Origin of the sequence: Dysgonomonas sp. UBA7710, from assembly GCF_002482385.1 — a bacterium.
Classification (GTDB): domain Bacteria; phylum Bacteroidota; class Bacteroidia; order Bacteroidales; family Dysgonomonadaceae; genus Dysgonomonas.
The window spans coordinates 1-15,761 of sequence record NZ_DLFW01000033.1 but is presented as its reverse complement, the minus strand read 5'-3'; the positions used below and the strand labels follow the sequence as shown (position 1 = coordinate 15,761).

The window sequence follows — 15,761 nt, the reverse complement described above, 5'->3', positions numbered from 1 at the left end:
TGTTTTTCTTTCCATTTTACAGCTACTGTGATGGTTTTGTCCATCTTGTTGCTGAAAACGACCCCGAATCTTTCTTTTCTTAAATTTCTCGTTTCCATCAGCTCTTATTTATTTTTTAGTTCTCTGTGGCGGATCTCTGTTAAGAAACGTGCGATATCGCGACGCTTTTCTTTAATCTTAGTCGGAGCATCCAATGGAGATACACTGTGGTTTAACACCAATTGGTTTAATGCTATTTTTTCAGCATCTAATCTTTCTTTCAATTCTTTGTCCGAAAGTTCTCTTACTTCTGCAATTTTCATACTTCTTAAGCGTTTTGAGTTAAGTCATAATCTCTGCGAACTATAAATTTAGTAGTCACAGGAAGCTTTTGTGCTGCAAGGCGCAATGCTTCTTTTGCCACATCATAAGATACTCCTTCGATTTCGAATAGTATTCTACCAGGTGTAACCGGTGCAACGAACCCTTCAGGAGATCCCTTACCTTTACCCATGCGGACTTCGGCAGGTTTCTTAGTGATTGGTTTGTCAGGGAAAATTCTAACCCAAACTTGTCCTTGACGCTGCATGTAACGAGTTACTGCAATACGGGCCGCTTCTATCTGGCGCCCTGTGATCCATTTGTTCTCCAGGGTTTTGATGCCAAACGAACCGAAAGCCAGTTCATGCCCTCTCTGAGCATTACCTTTCATACGACCTTTTTGCTGTCTTCTGAATTTTGTTTTCTTCGGTTGTAACATTTTACTTCAAACGTTTTTTTAATTACTTTCTCTTATTTCTCTTGAAACCTTTTCCCTGTTCTCTGTCGCCTCTGTCGTTACGACGGTCACCACCACCTCTGTTGTTAGAGTGGCCACCATCTTTAGACGCAACAAATGAAGGTGCAAGGTCTTTCTTGCCGTAAACTTCTCCACGGCAAATCCATACTTTGATACCTATCAAACCAACTTTTGTCAATGCTTCGGCATGTGCATAGTCGATATCGGCACGGAATGTATGAAGTGGAGTACGTCCTTCTTTATACATTTCCGAACGAGCCATTTCCGCTCCGTTCAAACGGCCTGATATCTGAATTTTGATACCTTCGGCACCCATTCTGATTGTAGAAGCGATAGCCATTTTGATAGCACGGCGGTAAGCGATTTTGCCTTCCACCTGACGTGCTACGTTGTTAGCTACGATAACTGCATCCAGTTCAGGTTTTTTGATTTCGAAAATATTGATTTGAATATCTTTATCTGTAATTTTCTTCAACTCTTCTTTCAGCTTGTCCACTTCTTGTCCGCCTTTACCGATAATGATACCCGGACGTGCTGTACAAACTGTAATAGTTACAAGTTTCAGTGTTCTTTCGATAACGATACGCGATACACTGGCTTTAGCTAGACGGGCATTCAGATATTTACGGATTTTGCTGTCTTCCAACAGTGTGTTGCCGTAACTTTTGCCTCCATACCAGTTAGAGTCCCATCCTCTGATGATTCCTAAACGATTTGCTATTGGATTTACTTTTTGTCCCATCTGCTATTAATTTTGATTTTCTTTATTTAGTGTATCTACGTGAAGGGTCACATGGTTTGAACGCTTGCGGATTCTGTAACCTCTCCCCTGTGGAGCAGGACGCATTCTTTTCAGCATTGCGCCACCATCTACGTTTATCAATGATACAAATAGCTCACCACTTTCTGCTTTACGTTCATTTTTAGCTTCCCAGTTTGCGATAGCTGAACGCAATAGTTTTTCTAATCTGGCAGCAGCTTCTTTATTTGAGTATTTCAATACACCAAGCGCTCTGAATGCCTCCATTCCACGGATCATGTCAGCCACAAGGCGCATTTTGCGTGGTGAAGTCGGTACATCGTTCAACTTGGCAAAAGAAATGGTTTTTTGAGCTTCCTTTCTTTTTTCAGCTGTTATTCTTTTTCTAGCACCCATTATTTTTAATGTTTTCTTTTAATTAATTTATTGGCTTCTGCTCCAATTATTTTTTCTTGTTACCTCCGTGTCCACGGAATGTACGTGTGAGGGAGAATTCTCCTAATTTATGTCCTACCATATTTTCTGTCACATATACCGGAATGAATTTGTTTCCGTTGTGAACAGCAATAGTGTGACCTACAAAGTCAGGAGAGATCATTGAAGCCCTTGCCCATGTCTTAACTACAGCTTTTTTACCTGACTCATTCATGGCCAAGACTTTTTTCTCAAGCTTAACATTAATATACGGGCCTTTTTTTAACGAACGACTCATAATTTCTTAATTAATCAGGTTATTATTTCTTTCTTCTTTCGATTATGTACTTAGAAGAATGTTTCTTAGGAGCTCTAGTCTTAAGACCCTTAGAATACAATCCTTTACGTGATCTTGGGTGTCCTCCCGAAGCGCGACCTTCACCACCACCCATTGGGTGATCGACAGGGTTCATTACAACACCACGGTTGCGAGGGCGACGTCCAAGCCAGCGAGAGCGTCCGGCTTTACCTGATTTTTCAAGAGCATGATCTGAATTACCTACACTACCTACAGTAGCTTTACAAGCCAATAGGATCTTGCGTGTTTCCCCCGAAGGCATTCTGATGATAGCATAATCGCCTTCACGGGAAGTCAACTGTGCAAATCCACCTGCCGAACGAACCATTTTAGCTCCTTGTCCGGGACGTAATTCAATGTTATGAATAACTGTACCAATCGGAATTTTTGCTAAAGGCAATGTATTTCCGACTTCAGGAGCAGCTTCAGCTCCCGACATCACTGTCTGACCTACTACCAATCCCTGAGGAGCCAGTATATATGTTTTTGCTCCGTCAGCGTAATATAACAATGCGATACGAGCCGAACGGTTCGGATCGTATTCTATCGATTTTACAGTGGCTGGTATTCCGTCTTTTGTTCTCTTGAAGTCGATTAGCCTCAATTGTCTTTTGTGACCACCACCAAGATAACGCATTGTCATCTTTCCCTGGTTGTTACGGCCACCTGACGCTTTTTTACCGACTACAAGGGATTTTTCTGGTACACTTGCAGTGATTTCTTCGAATGTACCAATAATTTTGTGTCTCTGCCCCGGTGTTGTGGGCTTTAATTTACGTACTGCCATTTTTTATTTAGATATTACTAAAAAAGTCTATACTCTCACCTTGTTTAAGGGTGATTATCGCTTTCTTGAAAGCCGAAGTTTTACCGCTGATTACACCTGCTTTAGTGTAGCGGCTTTTACGTTTTCCGTCGTATTTGATTGTGTTCACTGACTCAACCGTTACGCCGTAAAGTTCTTCTATCGCTTTCTTAATCTCCACTTTGTTTGCATCTGGAGCAACACGAAAACCATAACGATTCGGGAATTTTTCCGAAATCGCAGTTTGTTTTTCTGTTAATATTGGTTTAATTATAATTCCCATAGTATCCTCCTTATGCTTTTAAAAGGTTATCTATAACAGCAACCGATGACTCAGCCAATACCAGACTTGAACAGTTAAGTATTGAGTAAGTATTTAAATCAGAAGCTTTTACAACTTTTACTCTTTCTAAATTACGAGCCGACAAATATACATTTTTATTTTGGTCTGGCAAAACTAGAAGTATCTTTTTATCAGCCACTTGCAAATTTTTAGTCAATGCTACGAAATCCTTAGTTTTCGGCGCATCAAAAGAAAAGTCTTCAACTATTACGATCTGGTTACCTTTTGCTTTGGTAGCAAGAGCAGATTTACGTGCAAGTTGTTTTACTTTCTTATTTAATTTGAAGCTATAATCTCTTGGCTTTGGACCGAATACACGGGCACCTCCAACCAATACCGGAGAGTTGATGTCACCACGACGTGCACCACCTCCACCTTTCTGGCGGATCAATTTGCGTGTACTTCCCGACATTTCACTTCTTTCTTTAGATTTGTGAGTACCCTGACGTTGGTTTGCCAGGTATTGTTTCACATCTAACCAAAGAACGTGTTCGTTAGGTTCAATTCCATAAATAGCATCGTTCAACGCTACTTTTTTACCGGTATCTTTACCGTTTTTATCTAATACACTCAGTTCCATTATTTCTCAATTATTACGATTGAACCTTTACTTCCCGGTACAGAGCCTTTAATCAGCAAAAGATTGTGTTCCGGAATCACTTTAATTACTTCAAGGTTTTGGACAGTTGTGCGTACATTACCCATTTGTCCGCCCATTCTTGTTCCCTTAAATACCTTCGCAGGGTAAGAACAAGCACCGATAGAACCCGGAGCACGAAGGCGGTTGTGTTGTCCCAAAGTTGCCTGTCCTACCCCACCGAAATTGTGGCGTTTAACAACCCCCTGGAATCCTTTACCTTTCGATGTTCCGATAACATCTACATACTGAGCGTCTTCTAAGAAGTCTACAGTAAGTACATCGCCTAGTTTGCGACCTTCAATTCCTTTGAACTCGGCCAAGTGTCTTTGAGGTGCTACTCCGGCTTTTTTGAAATGTCCGGCTTGCGGCTTAGCTGTGTGTTTGTCTTTCTTTTCAACAAACCCTAGCTGTAAAGCTTCGTAACCGTCTTTCTCAACTGTTTTTACCTGAGTAACAACACAAGGACCCACTTCGATAACAGTGCATGGAATATTTTTTCCCTCGGCACTGAAAACGGATGTCATTCCGATTTTTTTTCCTAATAATCCTGGCATTTCTCTAAATTATTTATTAAAACTAGTATAAAAATTCATCAAACTTTGATTTCAACTTCAACGCCACTTGGCAACTCAAGTTTCATTAGCGCATCTACTGTTTTAGCTGTAGAGCTGTAGATGTCGATCAGTCTTTTATAAGAAGACAGTTCGAATTGCTCGCGAGACTTCTTGTTAACGAAAGTTGAACGGTTTACAGTAAAGATACGTTTGTGAGTTGGTAACGGAATTGGACCGCTTACTACTGCACCTGTTGCTTTTACCGTTTTAACGATTTTCTCGGCAGATTTATCTACCAGCATGTAATCGTAAGATTTTAGTTTAATTCTGATTTTTTGACTCATTGTCTGTTTTTAATTAGTTATTCAAAATTTATTATAAAATAGATTCAGACTGCGATTAAGAGTCATTTACTAACCGCAGTCTGCATTTATTATTTGATCAGATCGACACGTCCTTTAACTTCAGTCAATACCTGGCGTGCAATCGACGGAGATACTACCTCGTAGTGAGAGAATGTCATTGCTGATGTTGCTCTACCTGATGTAATTGTTCTCAACGACGTTACATAGCCAAACATTTCCGCCAAAGGCACTTTTGCCTTCACGATGCGTGCACCGGAACGGCTCGATTCCATACCTTCTACTTGCCCGCGGCGTTTGTTCAGGTCGGAAATCACATCACCCATACTTTCTTCCGGAGTAACGACCTCCAGTTTCATGATAGGTTCCTGTAATACCGGGCTTGCTTTCTCACAAGCATTTTTGAAAGCAAACTTAGCTGCAAGTTCGAATGACAACTGGTCAGAGTCCACTGTATGGTATGAACCATCTACAAGAACTACTTTCAGTTTATCAAGCGCATATCCTGCAAGTACACCATTTTTCATTGCAGCAGCAAATCCTTTCTGTACAGAAGGGATAAATTCTTTAGGAACATTACCGCCTTTCACTTCATCGATGAATTGTAGTTCACCTTCGAAGCCTGCATCTGTAGGACCAACTTTAACTATGATATCGGCAAACTTACCACGACCTCCCGATTGTTTCTTATAAACTTCGCGAAGCTCTACTGTCTGAGAGATCGCTTCTTTATAAGATACCTGAGGACGTCCCTGGTTACATTCTACTTTGAACTCGCGTTTCAGACGGTCAATGATGATTTCCAGGTGAAGCTCACCCATACCTTCGATGATTGTCTGGCCTGAATCTTCATCCGTATGTACACGGAATGTCGGATCTTCTTCGGCAAGTTTTGCAAGACCGTTGGAAAGTTTATCCACATCCTTTTGAGTGATTGGCTCAATTGCAATCCCGATAACCGGTTCAGGGAAGTCCATAGACTCAAGAACGATAGGATGGTTTTCATCACACAATGTATCACCTGTACGGATATCTTTAAATCCTACACCTGCACCTATATCACCACAACCAATCACATCCTTCGGATTCTGTTTGTTTGAGTGCATCTGGAACAGACGGGAAATACGTTCTTTCTTTTCAGAACGGGTATTATATACATAAGAACCGGCAGCCAGTTCTCCCGAGTAAACACGGAAGAAGCACAAACGGCCTACAAACGGGTCAGTGGCGATCTTAAATGCCAAAGCACACATAGGTTCGTCCGGGCTAGGGTGACGTACAACTGTATTCCCGTTTCTAGGATCTGTACCTTCAATAGCTAATGTATCGATAGGGCTGGGAAGGAATTTACATACGCCATCCAGTAATGGTTGTACACCTTTGTTCTTGAATGAAGAACCGCAAAACATCGGATTGATCTGCATAGAAAGAGTTCCGATACGAAGTGCCGCAAGGATTTCATCTTCAGTAATAGAAGAAGGATCATCGAAGAATTTCTCCATCAATGTTTCATCACATTCAGCAGCTTTTTCAAGCATTTTTTCTCTCCACTCCTGAGCTTCCGCCAGGTATTCTGCCGGGATTTCATCGAGTTCGTAGTCAGCACCCATAGTTTCGTCGTGCCAGTACATCGCCTTCATTTTCACTAAGTCGATGATTCCCTTGAAGTTTTCTTCCGCACCGATAGGAATCTGTACCGGACAAGGATTTCCGTTCAGCATTTCTTTTATCTGGCGAACTACTTCAAAAAAGTCTGCACCTGAACGGTCCATCTTATTCACATAACACATACGGGGCACATCGTATTTGTCAGCCTGACGCCACACTGTTTCCGATTGAGGCTCTACCCCGCTTACGGCATCGTAAGCAGCGATAGCTCCGTCGAGGATACGGAGTGAACGCTCTACCTCTACTGTAAAGTCAACGTGTCCGGGAGTATCTATAAGGTTGATTTTAAACACCTCATTATTATATTTCCAGCTCGCTGTAGTAGCAGCAGATGTGATGGTGATACCACGCTCCTGCTCTTGCTCCATCCAGTCCATAGTGGCAGCGCCATCATGTACCTCACCGATCTTATGAGTAAGACCTGTGTAGAACAAAATACGTTCGGAGGTAGTGGTTTTACCGGCATCAATGTGAGCCATGATGCCTATATTTCTTGTATTTCTTAAATTGTCGATAATTTTTGCCATCGGTTTATAGCTCTTTCCTTTTTGTTAAAATCTGAAATGAGCGAAAGCACGGTTAGCCTCAGCCATTTTGTGCATGTCCTCTTTTCTTTTATATGCGCCTCCTTGACCATTAAATGCATCTGTAATTTCAGCGCCTAATTTATCAGCCATAGTCTTTCCGCCTCTCTTACGAGCATACAGGATAAGATTTTTCATACAGATTGATTCTTTGCGATCAGGGCGAATTTCGGTAGGAACCTGAAATGTTGCACCACCTACACGGCGAGACTTCACTTCTACTTGCGGAGTTACATTATCCAATGCTGCTTTCCATATCTCAAGAGCAGACTTTTCTTCGTTTGGTAGTTTTTTCTTTACAATTTCTAATGCTGTATAGAAAATATCGAACGCAGTCGATTTTTTACCATCGTACATCAAGTGGTTAACAAATTTTGTAACCTTTACATCACCGAAAACAGGATCCGGAAGGATCTGTCTTTTCTTTGGTTTTGCCTTTCTCATTGTTTACTTAAAAAATTTTGTTTTTGTTTTTGGTTGCCAATTTTCTGATGTCTTCAACGGTTCCGCCGAACCATTTACTCAACCCATGTATAGCCTATCCAATAAACTTAAACCGTTTTAATACTTAATTAAAAATCTCGGTTAAAGGGATTGCCTCAGGGATTATTTTTTCTTACCCCCTTTAGCTGGTGCACCTTTTGCTGGCGCTGCTCCCGGTTTAGGACGTTTTGCTCCGTACTTAGAGCGACGTTGTGTACGACCGTTAACACCGGCTGTATCCAATGTTCCGCGAACAATGTGATAACGAACTCCGGGCAGGTCTTTCACACGGCCACCTCTAACAAGTACAATCGAGTGCTCCTGCAAGTTATGCCCTTCTCCGGGAATATAAGCATTAACCTCTTTTGTGTTTGTTAAGCGCACACGTGCTACTTTACGCATCGCTGAGTTAGGTTTCTTAGGAGTAGTTGTGTACACGCGGATACAAACACCTCTGCGTTGAGGGCAAGAATCCAATGCACGGGATTTACTCTTTTCAACCAAAACAGTACGTCCTTTTCTTACTAATTGTTGAATCGTAGGCATCTTGTTTTAATCTTTAGAACTTTAAATTCAATTTTTATTATACATTTTACTTTACCGAATAACACAATAAACAGAAGCTATTTCAATGACAATCAAATATTTGCCACCAAAACAAGCCTCTTTTCATGCTTTATTCGGGTTGCAAATGTAGACATAATCAGTAAGATACACAAATAATTACAAAAGAAAATGAATATATCTGCCTAAAATACAAAGGCGGGGAAGCCTGCCGCTTCCCCGCCTTCATTATATTATCTATATCAAAGTTTTCAGAACGAGAAATCTACCCCGGCTGCAAATACTTTATTGGTACGGGAGAATACATCTTTACCCGAAAGGTAGACGACAGGGTCTGATCCCGGAATGGAAGCATATTTTGCATTTTCTTTATCCCAATCGGAATAGGTTGTCCAGAAATAGCCTATATTTATCATTACATTCTTTGCTACATTCACAGCACCGCCAAAACCTATCGAGTATGAGTTGATAGAGAAGCTAAGATCCTTTTGGTAATCATCTGTAACCCCATATCGTGTTATCTGTCCGCCTGCACTAATCAGAAACATACTATTTATACGAAATTCAAGTCCTGCAAGATATTCATTTGTACCTCCATTAATAAATTTTTGCTTATCATCAGCCATTTTAGCGTCCGAATCAAAGAAATGATGATAGCCAACACTAGCCAGGAATTGAGGTGTTATCTGATATGATGCTCCGACTGTAAACAAAGAAGGTATATCATGCGGAGTATTTACACCATCCTTAAATTGCGCCAGTCCTCCATCTTTGCCATCTATTGTTTTACTTTCAACATTAAGGCTTGTTTTAAATTCATATTTCATACCAATATTAAGAGCCTTATAATTAAAGTTTAGTCCAAGGATAGGCGCAACTCCCCATCCTGTTTGCTTATTATCAATTTCTCTGTCAGCAACCATAGCAGCCAGTTCCGTTTTTCCTGCAGCTGTAAGGAAATCAGTAGCAAGCATCATCCCCCCCGTAGGGTTTACCAGTGGATGCTGTGGATTTACTTTTACATTTTTCAGATAGCCTTCATAGCCATTATTCACGATATTGAGGCGGAAACCGGCATATGCGGAAAACATATCATTGATTGCATAACTCCCTCCCATCTGAGCTCCATAGATAAATGACGACCCTCTCATATATGCATCGACAGAATATTGAGTTGTAGGTACCCCCATTGCACTTATTGCTGTAGGCAATACTGCCAGCTGTGATTCAAAAGACGGTAAGCCATCATTAAATGTAGCCTTACCACCGCCTCCTGTAACCGCGATATTTCCGGAGAGCACCCATTTCCCTGTTTTATAGGCAGCTTGCAGGCTCGGTATTATCGGCGCCGAGGCCGTTCCCTTGAATTCTTTTGTAGCATTGCCGCCATATCCTGCGAAAGGTGCGAAAGTAGAAGTAATTGTCCTTGTCTGGAAAGCACTTTGATTGGAAAATGAAAAGTGGAATCCATCGTTCAGCTTCACCAGTCCGGCAGGATTAGTATATGCCGCATCGATCTGTAATGAAGCATCGCGGGCAACCATTCTGATAAAGTGGGCACTTTGATTGGTATTAGTCAATATTCCTCCTGCGAAAATAAAAGAGGCCTGACATAGAGATAAAATGGTTATCAGTATCGATTTCTTATTCATTATTAATAAAATTAGTTAAATGAGGGGACAAAGATATGAGTATTATATTAGTTTCAAAAGAAACCATGTTAAAAAATATGACTTTATCTTACTGATAATCAAATATTTGTTGTCTATGCAACTAAATTAAATATCTAATATCTTGACTCAATAACATTTACATTCAAGAAAAAAAATGTACCTTTGCAACACTAAAAAAATACTACAATGAGACTAATACGTCTTTTCACCATTCTCTATTACTGAGGGACTCCTCATTCCTCACAATCCTTAATTTTAATTAAGGCAAAATCCATTTTCACATACATTTGTTTAATAAGCAGCAAATCGCAGATACACACCGGTTTGTTTAACACACAGCTCTTTCTACCTGAGTAAATATATTTATGAATAATTGGAAAAGAACATTTATCATCATATGGTCGGGACAGTTTTTCTCTACACTGACCAGTTCCATAGTGGGTTTTGCAGTTGTATTCTGGCTTAGTATAAAAACAGGTTCGCCCGAAGTCCTGGCCTCTGCCATGATTGCCGTACTGCTTCCTTTCATTATTCTCGGCCTGTTCACAGGGGTATATGTAGACCGCTGGGACAGGAAGCGCACAATGATACTCGCAGATAGCTTCGTCGCTCTCTGCTCGGCAGCACTGGGAATTCTTTTTTATCTGGAAATGACTCCTTTGTGGCTCATCTACCTTTTGCTGGCATTACGTTCGGCAGGAAGCGCATTCCACATGCCCGCCATGCAGGCATCCGTCCCGTTGCTGGCACCGGAAAGCGAGCTGATGCGCATTGCGGGAATAAACCAGATGATACAATCCATCAGCAATATTGCGGGCCCGGCGCTAGGTGCTGTACTCATATCCCTCCTAAGCATGACTTATGTAATGATGTTCGATGTGTTGGGTGCGGCAATAGCCTGCACATCATTGCTGTTTGTCAAAATACCAAATCCTGAAAAGAAAGAAGACATTGAACCTAACGTATGGCTGGAGGTGAAAGAGGGAGTCAGACACCTGTTCATGAACAGGGGAATTACCTATCTTATGGTATCGGTAATAGGAATCACACTCTTTATAGTGCCTATCGCAGCTCTTTACCCATTAATGACGACGAGTTACTTCGGAGGAAATGCTTACCAGATGGGACTGGTGGAAACGGCATGGGGTATCGGCATGCTGGTAGGAGGAGCTGTTCTCAGCCTCAAATTTATGAAGACTACGAATAAGGTTGTAAGTATGAATATCGTAGCTATGGGTCTGGGTATAACATACTGGGCTATGGGTATATTACCCACGTCAGGATTTGCCTTGTTTGTTGTACTGACTGCCCTCAGCGGAGTGGCAGGTTCTATATACTGGAGTTCTTTCACGGTCATATTACAAACCAAAATAGACCCGGCCGCACTTGGGCGTGTATTTTCCATATACGATAGTGTAAGCCTGCTGCCAACGATACCGGGATTACTTGCCACCGGATTTATTGCCGAAAGAATAGGGCTACTCAATGCGTTTATCATAGCAGGGGTAGCAACCCTTGCCATAGGTGCAATTGCCAGCTTCGTTCCCGCGATAAGAAGGTTAGGCCATACTACAAAGGGAGTGAAAGAATAAATCCGTTAAATTAACGTAATTAAATAGCCCCCTTAGCCGGATCATAAAACTAATAGCCGAAAGTAAATGTTGTAATTGAATACAAAAGTTTACTTCACATAATTAACCCCTTAATTATATTGGCTATGAGTAATGATATAAAAAAGCCTCTGAACTATCTGGAGGACCCGCACCTTAGTAAGAGAACCAAAGCTTTTCTTAAAGTATTGAATGCCGCCGGCAAGCCGGTAGAATCGCTCCCTGTACCCGATGCCCGCAATGTACTGATACAAGCACAGGCTTCTGTAAAGGTAGATTTGTCGGGAATCGACGAATCGGAAAAAACAATCACAGCGGACGGATATACGATCAAGTTGAACATAGTACGTCCGAAAGGAGTAAAGGACAAACTACCCGTATTTATCTTTATTCATGGCGGAGGATGGGTATTAGGCGACTATCCGACACATCAGCGTCTCGTGCGTGATTTGGTCGTAGAATCAGGATACGCTTCCGTTTTTGTAAACTATTCATTATCACCCGAAGCTAAATTTCCGCAGGCAGTCAATGAAGTATATGCAGCTACAAAGTGGGTTGCAACCCACGGCGACGAAATCAATGTAGACGGAAAACGGCTGGCTGTAGTAGGGAACAGTGCCGGAGGGAACATGGCTACTGTTACCAGCATCAAGGCGAAAGAGAATAACGGACCCCATATCAAAGTGCAGATACTTCTATGGCCTGTCACCGATGCAAGCACCGATTATGAGTCATTCAAACTATATGGTAAAGAGAGGTTTCTCACAACATCTCTCCTCGACTGGATGGCAGGACAATACATCTCAAAACCTGAAGATGCCAAGAGTATTTATCTATCCCCATTATTAGCATCCATAGAACAACTCAAAGGCTTGCCGCCTACCCTTATAGAAGTAGCCGAAAACGACATATTAAGGGATGAAGGCGAAGCCTACGGACGAAAACTGGATGAAGCCGGCGTGGACGTAACCACTATAAGGTTCAATAGTGCGATCCATGACTGGGGCATGCTCAACGGGCTAGCCGATACACCGGAAACGAAAGCACTGATCCTGTTGTCCGCAGCGACACTGAAAAAATATCTGAAATAAAAGATTCGTATATTGATAGAAAGCGGCTATTCAAGTTGAACAGCGGCTTTTTTCTTATCAGATCACCAGATCTCCTGCGAGGTCTGTATAAATTGGCTCACTATATTCTTGTATTGCTCCACTCCGATAGAAATATTTTTAGCAGAATTAGCCGTCCCTACTCCGTATACAATCAGAGGCGTCTTCCAGACCATGCCCGCATATGTAGCTCCCGCCTGATAAGGGCGCAGCAATTCATCCACAGTAAAGCCTATTTTGCCTCCGCTCCTATATGCCTCCTGACTCCATCCGGTTGTGGTAACCACCATAAACGGTTTACCTGCGATAGCCGGAGTTTTTGCTAAAGAGTTCATCACCTCGTCTTGCCACTCTTTTAGTTTTGCAGGTGCAGACATCCAGTAGAAAGGAAACTGAAAAATGACAAATGAAGCTTTCGCCATGATATTGGCCCAATCCGTAACTGTATATTGCTTATCACCATACAGGTTGTATAAATCTACATCGACAGGGTTATAAACGGCATCCAGCAAAGCCTTATTTGCTTCCGATTCGTTCCATTCAGGATGTGCCAGCAAAATGACAACCTTATTCTTTTCATTTCTGTTTTCCAGTTCCATGTGTGATTTTTTTAGAATTAGAATGCGAAGTTCTCCTTCTACAAATATACATTTTTTTTCAATAGTGTTATCTTCAAGGTAATATTTGATTAAAAATTTTGTTTTACCAGACAAAGCTACTTATATTACTTACTGGCAAACCATTACGGATATTACACAGAAGCAAATCAATTCAAGGTATCCAACTGCTTCATCCACAAAGCCACTGCTGCATCACTCGGCATACGCCAGTCACCTCGTGGCGACAGGTTTACCGAACCCACTTTCGGCCCATCGGGCAGGCACGAGCGCTTAAACTGCTGGGAGAAGAACCGCCGGAAGAATGTCCGGAGCCATTTCAATATCACTTCATTTTCATACTGCCCCCTGAATGCATATTTTGCCAGATAATAGATTTTAGCAGGGGAAAAACCGAAACGAAGTACATAATACAAAAAGAAATCGTGCAGGATATAAGGCCCCACCACATCTTCTGTTCTCTGTGCTATGGTCCCGTCCTCCGCCGCGGGCAGCAATTCGGGACTGACAGGTGTATCCACCACATCTTCCAGAACTATTTTCGAAGCTCTATCCATATGCGTTCCGGCTACCCATGATACCAATGTCCGTACCAGTGTTTTCGGAATGCCTGTATTCACGGCATACATCGACATATGGTCACCGTTGTAAGTACACCAGCCCAGAGCCAACTCTGAAAGGTCACCTGTACCGATAACCAGGCCATTCACCTTGTTGGCATAGTCCATCAGTATCTGTGTACGTTCGCGCGCCTGTGAATTTTCGTATGTTATATCATGTGTACCCGCGTCATGCTCTATATCTTTGAAATGCTGAACAACCGCATCTTTTATCGATATCTCTTTGATAGTAACACCCAATGACTGCATCAGCTTTTTTGCATTAGTATAAGTACGGTCGGTAGTCCCGAATCCGGGCATCGTGATGCCATAAATACCTTCGCGTGGCAGATTCAGCTTATCGAATGTCTTAACCAGCACCAGCAGTGCAAGAGTAGAATCGAGCCCGCCCGACACGCCTATCACAGCGGTCTTGCCATTTACATGCAGCATTCTCTTTGCCAAACCGCCTACCTGCATAGAAAAGATTTCATCACAGCGTTCGTTCAGCGTAGCATCTTGTGCCGGGACAAACGGAGTGGGTGAAATATAACGGTTGAGAGCAAATTCTTTTTCCTCCTTATTTATATCTATGTCTATCTCTTCGAATTGTATATTATCCAATACCCTGTATTCCGATAAAGAGAACGATTTGTTTCGCAGCCTGTCATTCCTCAACCGTTCTATATCTATATCTGCCGTTATCAGCTGGCTATCGAACGAGAAGCGTTCCGCTTCGGCAAGCACAGACCCGTTCTCGGCAATCAGGCTGCTGCCTGCAAAAATAATATCGGTAGTGGATTCTCCCGCTCCGGCTGCCGCATAGACATACCCGGCAATACAACGTGCCGATTGCTGGCTTACCAATGCTTTACGATAGGCATGCTTGCCTGTGGTTTCATTACTTGCCGACAGATTGAATATAACTTCGGCACCGCTCAATGCAGATGCACAGGAAGGAGGAACAGGCGTCCATAAATCTTCACATATTTCTACGGCAAAACTGAATCCGGGTGTTCTGAATATCAGATTAATTCCTACAGGTACACACTGCCCGCAGAGGGATGCCGACTTCACTCTCAATTCCTCTGAGGAAGAAAACCAGCGTTTTTCGTAAAACTCATTATAATTGGGCAGGAACGTTTTCGGTACTGCTCCACGAATATATCCGGCACCGATAACTACCGCCATATTATAAAGTCTGCCCGATATTTCGACCGGCACGCCTACAATGGCTGTAACTGACAAGTCACGTGTAGCATCACATATTCGTTGCAGTGACTTCTCCGCTTCTTCGAGAAGCAGCCTTTGCAGAAACAGGTCGCCGCAGGTGTAGGCCGTGATGCCCAATTCGGGGAATACAATGACCGAAACACCCTTACTTTGCGCTTCATTTATTTGTTTCAGTATCTCGTCTGTATTATAGTCACAATCCGCCACCTTCAGTGAAGGGCTGGCAGCCGCAACGCGGACAAATCCGTAGTTATTCATATGAGCAATATATTTTTACAATCACAAACTTACAAAAGTTTTTTATGTTGTTTATCAGTTTCTTTTAGACAAACCCATGAAAATTGGTAACTTCTATAATTATCAGTTATTTTTTACATTAATTAACCATATATTGTTAAAACCTGACACTTCTGACATATTTTTCATTATTTTTATTCTGTCATTTTTGCATTCATTAACCATGTATGGTTAAATCTCTTTACCACAAGGGGCACAAAGGTTTACACAAAGAACACTATATAAAAGGTAACTTTTCAGTTAACAGTCAACAGTTAGCAGTTAACAATATTTCACGCAGAGACGCTAAGACGCAAAAGGTAACAAAGGT

The 15,761-nt window shown here is 42.0% G+C and carries 18 protein-coding genes and 1 pseudogene; 2 read left to right on the top strand and 17 right to left on the bottom strand.

Annotated features, from left to right (window positions below; all coding sequences use genetic code 11):
- The 15 genes and pseudogenes from B3317_RS10455 to B3317_RS10385 all read right to left on the bottom strand — a co-directional run.
- A pseudogene (locus B3317_RS10455) lies at positions 1 to 98 on the bottom strand (30S ribosomal protein S17); the annotation flags it as partial.
- Positions 99 to 104: 6 nt separating this feature from the next.
- Positions 105 to 302, bottom strand: coding sequence for a 50S ribosomal protein L29 (rpmC, locus tag B3317_RS10450; RefSeq protein WP_006800253.1), 198 nt, complete (start codon positions 300 to 302; stop codon positions 105 to 107).
- A gap of 5 nt (positions 303 to 307) precedes the next feature.
- Positions 308 to 739, bottom strand: coding sequence for a 50S ribosomal protein L16 (rplP, locus tag B3317_RS10445; RefSeq protein ID WP_006800254.1), 432 nt, complete (start codon positions 737 to 739; stop codon positions 308 to 310).
- Positions 740 to 761: 22 nt separating this feature from the next.
- Positions 762 to 1,520 carry a 30S ribosomal protein S3 gene (gene rpsC / locus B3317_RS10440; RefSeq protein WP_291111230.1) on the bottom strand — a complete coding sequence of 253 codons (759 nt, stop codon included), beginning with the start codon at positions 1,518 to 1,520 and terminating at the stop codon, positions 762 to 764.
- A 6-nt stretch (positions 1,521 to 1,526) separates the two neighbouring features.
- Entirely contained in the window at positions 1,527 to 1,934 is a 408-nt protein-coding gene (gene rplV / locus B3317_RS10435) for a 50S ribosomal protein L22 (protein WP_291111228.1), read from the bottom strand.
- Between the two features lie 46 nt (positions 1,935 to 1,980).
- Positions 1,981 to 2,250: a 30S ribosomal protein S19 gene (gene rpsS, locus B3317_RS10430; protein ID WP_006800257.1), complete on the bottom strand. Its 270-nt coding sequence runs from the start codon at positions 2,248 to 2,250 to the stop codon at positions 1,981 to 1,983.
- A 22-nt stretch (positions 2,251 to 2,272) separates the two neighbouring features.
- Positions 2,273 to 3,097 (bottom strand): 50S ribosomal protein L2, encoded by an 825-nt coding sequence (gene rplB / locus B3317_RS10425; RefSeq protein WP_006800258.1) that lies wholly within the window; start codon positions 3,095 to 3,097, stop codon positions 2,273 to 2,275.
- Between the two features lie 7 nt (positions 3,098 to 3,104).
- Complete coding sequence (gene rplW / locus B3317_RS10420; RefSeq protein WP_006800259.1) at positions 3,105 to 3,398, bottom strand: 50S ribosomal protein L23; 294 nt, start codon at positions 3,396 to 3,398, stop codon at positions 3,105 to 3,107.
- 10 nt (positions 3,399 to 3,408) lie between these two features.
- Positions 3,409 to 4,038: a 50S ribosomal protein L4 gene (gene rplD, locus B3317_RS10415; protein WP_006800260.1), complete on the bottom strand. Its 630-nt coding sequence runs from the start codon at positions 4,036 to 4,038 to the stop codon at positions 3,409 to 3,411.
- Positions 4,038 to 4,652, bottom strand: coding sequence for a 50S ribosomal protein L3 (rplC, locus tag B3317_RS10410; protein ID WP_006800261.1), 615 nt, complete (start codon positions 4,650 to 4,652; stop codon positions 4,038 to 4,040). The genes rplD and rplC overlap by 1 nt, the downstream gene beginning before the upstream one ends.
- Before the next feature lie 38 nt (positions 4,653 to 4,690).
- Positions 4,691 to 4,996 (bottom strand): 30S ribosomal protein S10, encoded by a 306-nt coding sequence (gene rpsJ / locus B3317_RS10405; protein ID WP_006800262.1) that lies wholly within the window; start codon positions 4,994 to 4,996, stop codon positions 4,691 to 4,693.
- An 89-nt stretch (positions 4,997 to 5,085) separates the two neighbouring features.
- Positions 5,086 to 7,209 carry an elongation factor G gene (gene fusA / locus B3317_RS10400; RefSeq protein ID WP_291111223.1) on the bottom strand — a complete coding sequence of 708 codons (2,124 nt, stop codon included), beginning with the start codon at positions 7,207 to 7,209 and terminating at the stop codon, positions 5,086 to 5,088.
- Between the two features lie 24 nt (positions 7,210 to 7,233).
- The gene (gene rpsG, locus B3317_RS10395; protein WP_006800264.1) at positions 7,234 to 7,710 is read right to left on the bottom strand and encodes a 30S ribosomal protein S7; all 477 of its coding nucleotides are present in this window, start codon (positions 7,708 to 7,710) and stop codon (positions 7,234 to 7,236) included.
- Between the two features lie 162 nt (positions 7,711 to 7,872).
- Entirely contained in the window at positions 7,873 to 8,295 is a 423-nt protein-coding gene (gene rpsL / locus B3317_RS10390) for a 30S ribosomal protein S12 (protein ID WP_006800265.1), read from the bottom strand.
- A 269-nt stretch (positions 8,296 to 8,564) separates the two neighbouring features.
- Positions 8,565 to 9,965, bottom strand: a complete 1,401-nt coding sequence (locus B3317_RS10385; RefSeq protein ID WP_291111219.1) for an aromatic hydrocarbon degradation protein — start codon at positions 9,963 to 9,965, stop codon at positions 8,565 to 8,567.
- Between the two features lie 386 nt (positions 9,966 to 10,351).
- Between B3317_RS10385 and B3317_RS10380 the strand changes: the two genes are divergently transcribed.
- Both B3317_RS10380 and B3317_RS10375 read left to right on the top strand, forming a co-directional pair.
- Complete coding sequence (locus B3317_RS10380) at positions 10,352 to 11,578, top strand: MFS transporter (RefSeq protein WP_291111217.1); 1,227 nt, start codon at positions 10,352 to 10,354, stop codon at positions 11,576 to 11,578.
- Positions 11,579 to 11,703: 125 nt separating this feature from the next.
- Positions 11,704 to 12,687 carry an alpha/beta hydrolase gene (locus tag B3317_RS10375; protein ID WP_291111215.1) on the top strand — a complete coding sequence of 328 codons (984 nt, stop codon included), beginning with the start codon at positions 11,704 to 11,706 and terminating at the stop codon, positions 12,685 to 12,687.
- Between the two features lie 62 nt (positions 12,688 to 12,749).
- On the opposite strand, the gene B3317_RS10370 is transcribed toward B3317_RS10375, so the two are convergent.
- Complete coding sequence (locus B3317_RS10370; RefSeq protein ID WP_291111213.1) at positions 12,750 to 13,304, bottom strand: NAD(P)H-dependent oxidoreductase; 555 nt, start codon at positions 13,302 to 13,304, stop codon at positions 12,750 to 12,752.
- A gap of 167 nt (positions 13,305 to 13,471) precedes the next feature.
- Complete coding sequence (locus B3317_RS10365) at positions 13,472 to 15,412, bottom strand: NAD(+) synthase (RefSeq protein ID WP_291111211.1); 1,941 nt, start codon at positions 15,410 to 15,412, stop codon at positions 13,472 to 13,474.
- Positions 15,413 to 15,761: the final 349 nt, after the last annotated feature.

What these genes read in the sequence shown, in the direction of transcription:
- rpmC (WP_006800253.1), bottom strand. Translation starts at nt 302, where the DNA reads ATGAAAATTGCAGAAGTAAGAGAACTTTCGGACAAAGAATTGAAAGAA.
- rplP (WP_006800254.1), bottom strand. Translation starts at nt 739, where the DNA reads ATGTTACAACCGAAGAAAACAAAATTCAGAAGACAGCAAAAAGGTCGT.
- rpsC (WP_291111230.1), bottom strand. Translation starts at nt 1,520, where the DNA reads ATGGGACAAAAAGTAAATCCAATAGCAAATCGTTTAGGAATCATCAGA.
- rplV (WP_291111228.1), bottom strand. Translation starts at nt 1,934, where the DNA reads ATGGGTGCTAGAAAAAGAATAACAGCTGAAAAAAGAAAGGAAGCTCAA.
- rpsS (WP_006800257.1), bottom strand. Translation starts at nt 2,250, where the DNA reads ATGAGTCGTTCGTTAAAAAAAGGCCCGTATATTAATGTTAAGCTTGAG.
- rplB (WP_006800258.1), bottom strand. Translation starts at nt 3,097, where the DNA reads ATGGCAGTACGTAAATTAAAGCCCACAACACCGGGGCAGAGACACAAA.
- rplW (WP_006800259.1), bottom strand. Translation starts at nt 3,398, where the DNA reads ATGGGAATTATAATTAAACCAATATTAACAGAAAAACAAACTGCGATT.
- rplD (WP_006800260.1), bottom strand. Translation starts at nt 4,038, where the DNA reads ATGGAACTGAGTGTATTAGATAAAAACGGTAAAGATACCGGTAAAAAA.
- rplC (WP_006800261.1), bottom strand. Translation starts at nt 4,652, where the DNA reads ATGCCAGGATTATTAGGAAAAAAAATCGGAATGACATCCGTTTTCAGT.
- rpsJ (WP_006800262.1), bottom strand. Translation starts at nt 4,996, where the DNA reads ATGAGTCAAAAAATCAGAATTAAACTAAAATCTTACGATTACATGCTG.
- fusA (WP_291111223.1), bottom strand. Translation starts at nt 7,209, where the DNA reads ATGGCAAAAATTATCGACAATTTAAGAAATACAAGAAATATAGGCATC.
- rpsG (WP_006800264.1), bottom strand. Translation starts at nt 7,710, where the DNA reads ATGAGAAAGGCAAAACCAAAGAAAAGACAGATCCTTCCGGATCCTGTT.
- rpsL (WP_006800265.1), bottom strand. Translation starts at nt 8,295, where the DNA reads ATGCCTACGATTCAACAATTAGTAAGAAAAGGACGTACTGTTTTGGTT.
- B3317_RS10385 (WP_291111219.1), bottom strand. Translation starts at nt 9,965, where the DNA reads ATGAATAAGAAATCGATACTGATAACCATTTTATCTCTATGTCAGGCC.
- B3317_RS10380 (WP_291111217.1), top strand. Translation starts at nt 10,352, where the DNA reads ATGAATAATTGGAAAAGAACATTTATCATCATATGGTCGGGACAGTTT.
- B3317_RS10375 (WP_291111215.1), top strand. Translation starts at nt 11,704, where the DNA reads ATGAGTAATGATATAAAAAAGCCTCTGAACTATCTGGAGGACCCGCAC.
- B3317_RS10370 (WP_291111213.1), bottom strand. Translation starts at nt 13,304, where the DNA reads ATGGAACTGGAAAACAGAAATGAAAAGAATAAGGTTGTCATTTTGCTG.
- B3317_RS10365 (WP_291111211.1), bottom strand. Translation starts at nt 15,412, where the DNA reads ATGAATAACTACGGATTTGTCCGCGTTGCGGCTGCCAGCCCTTCACTG.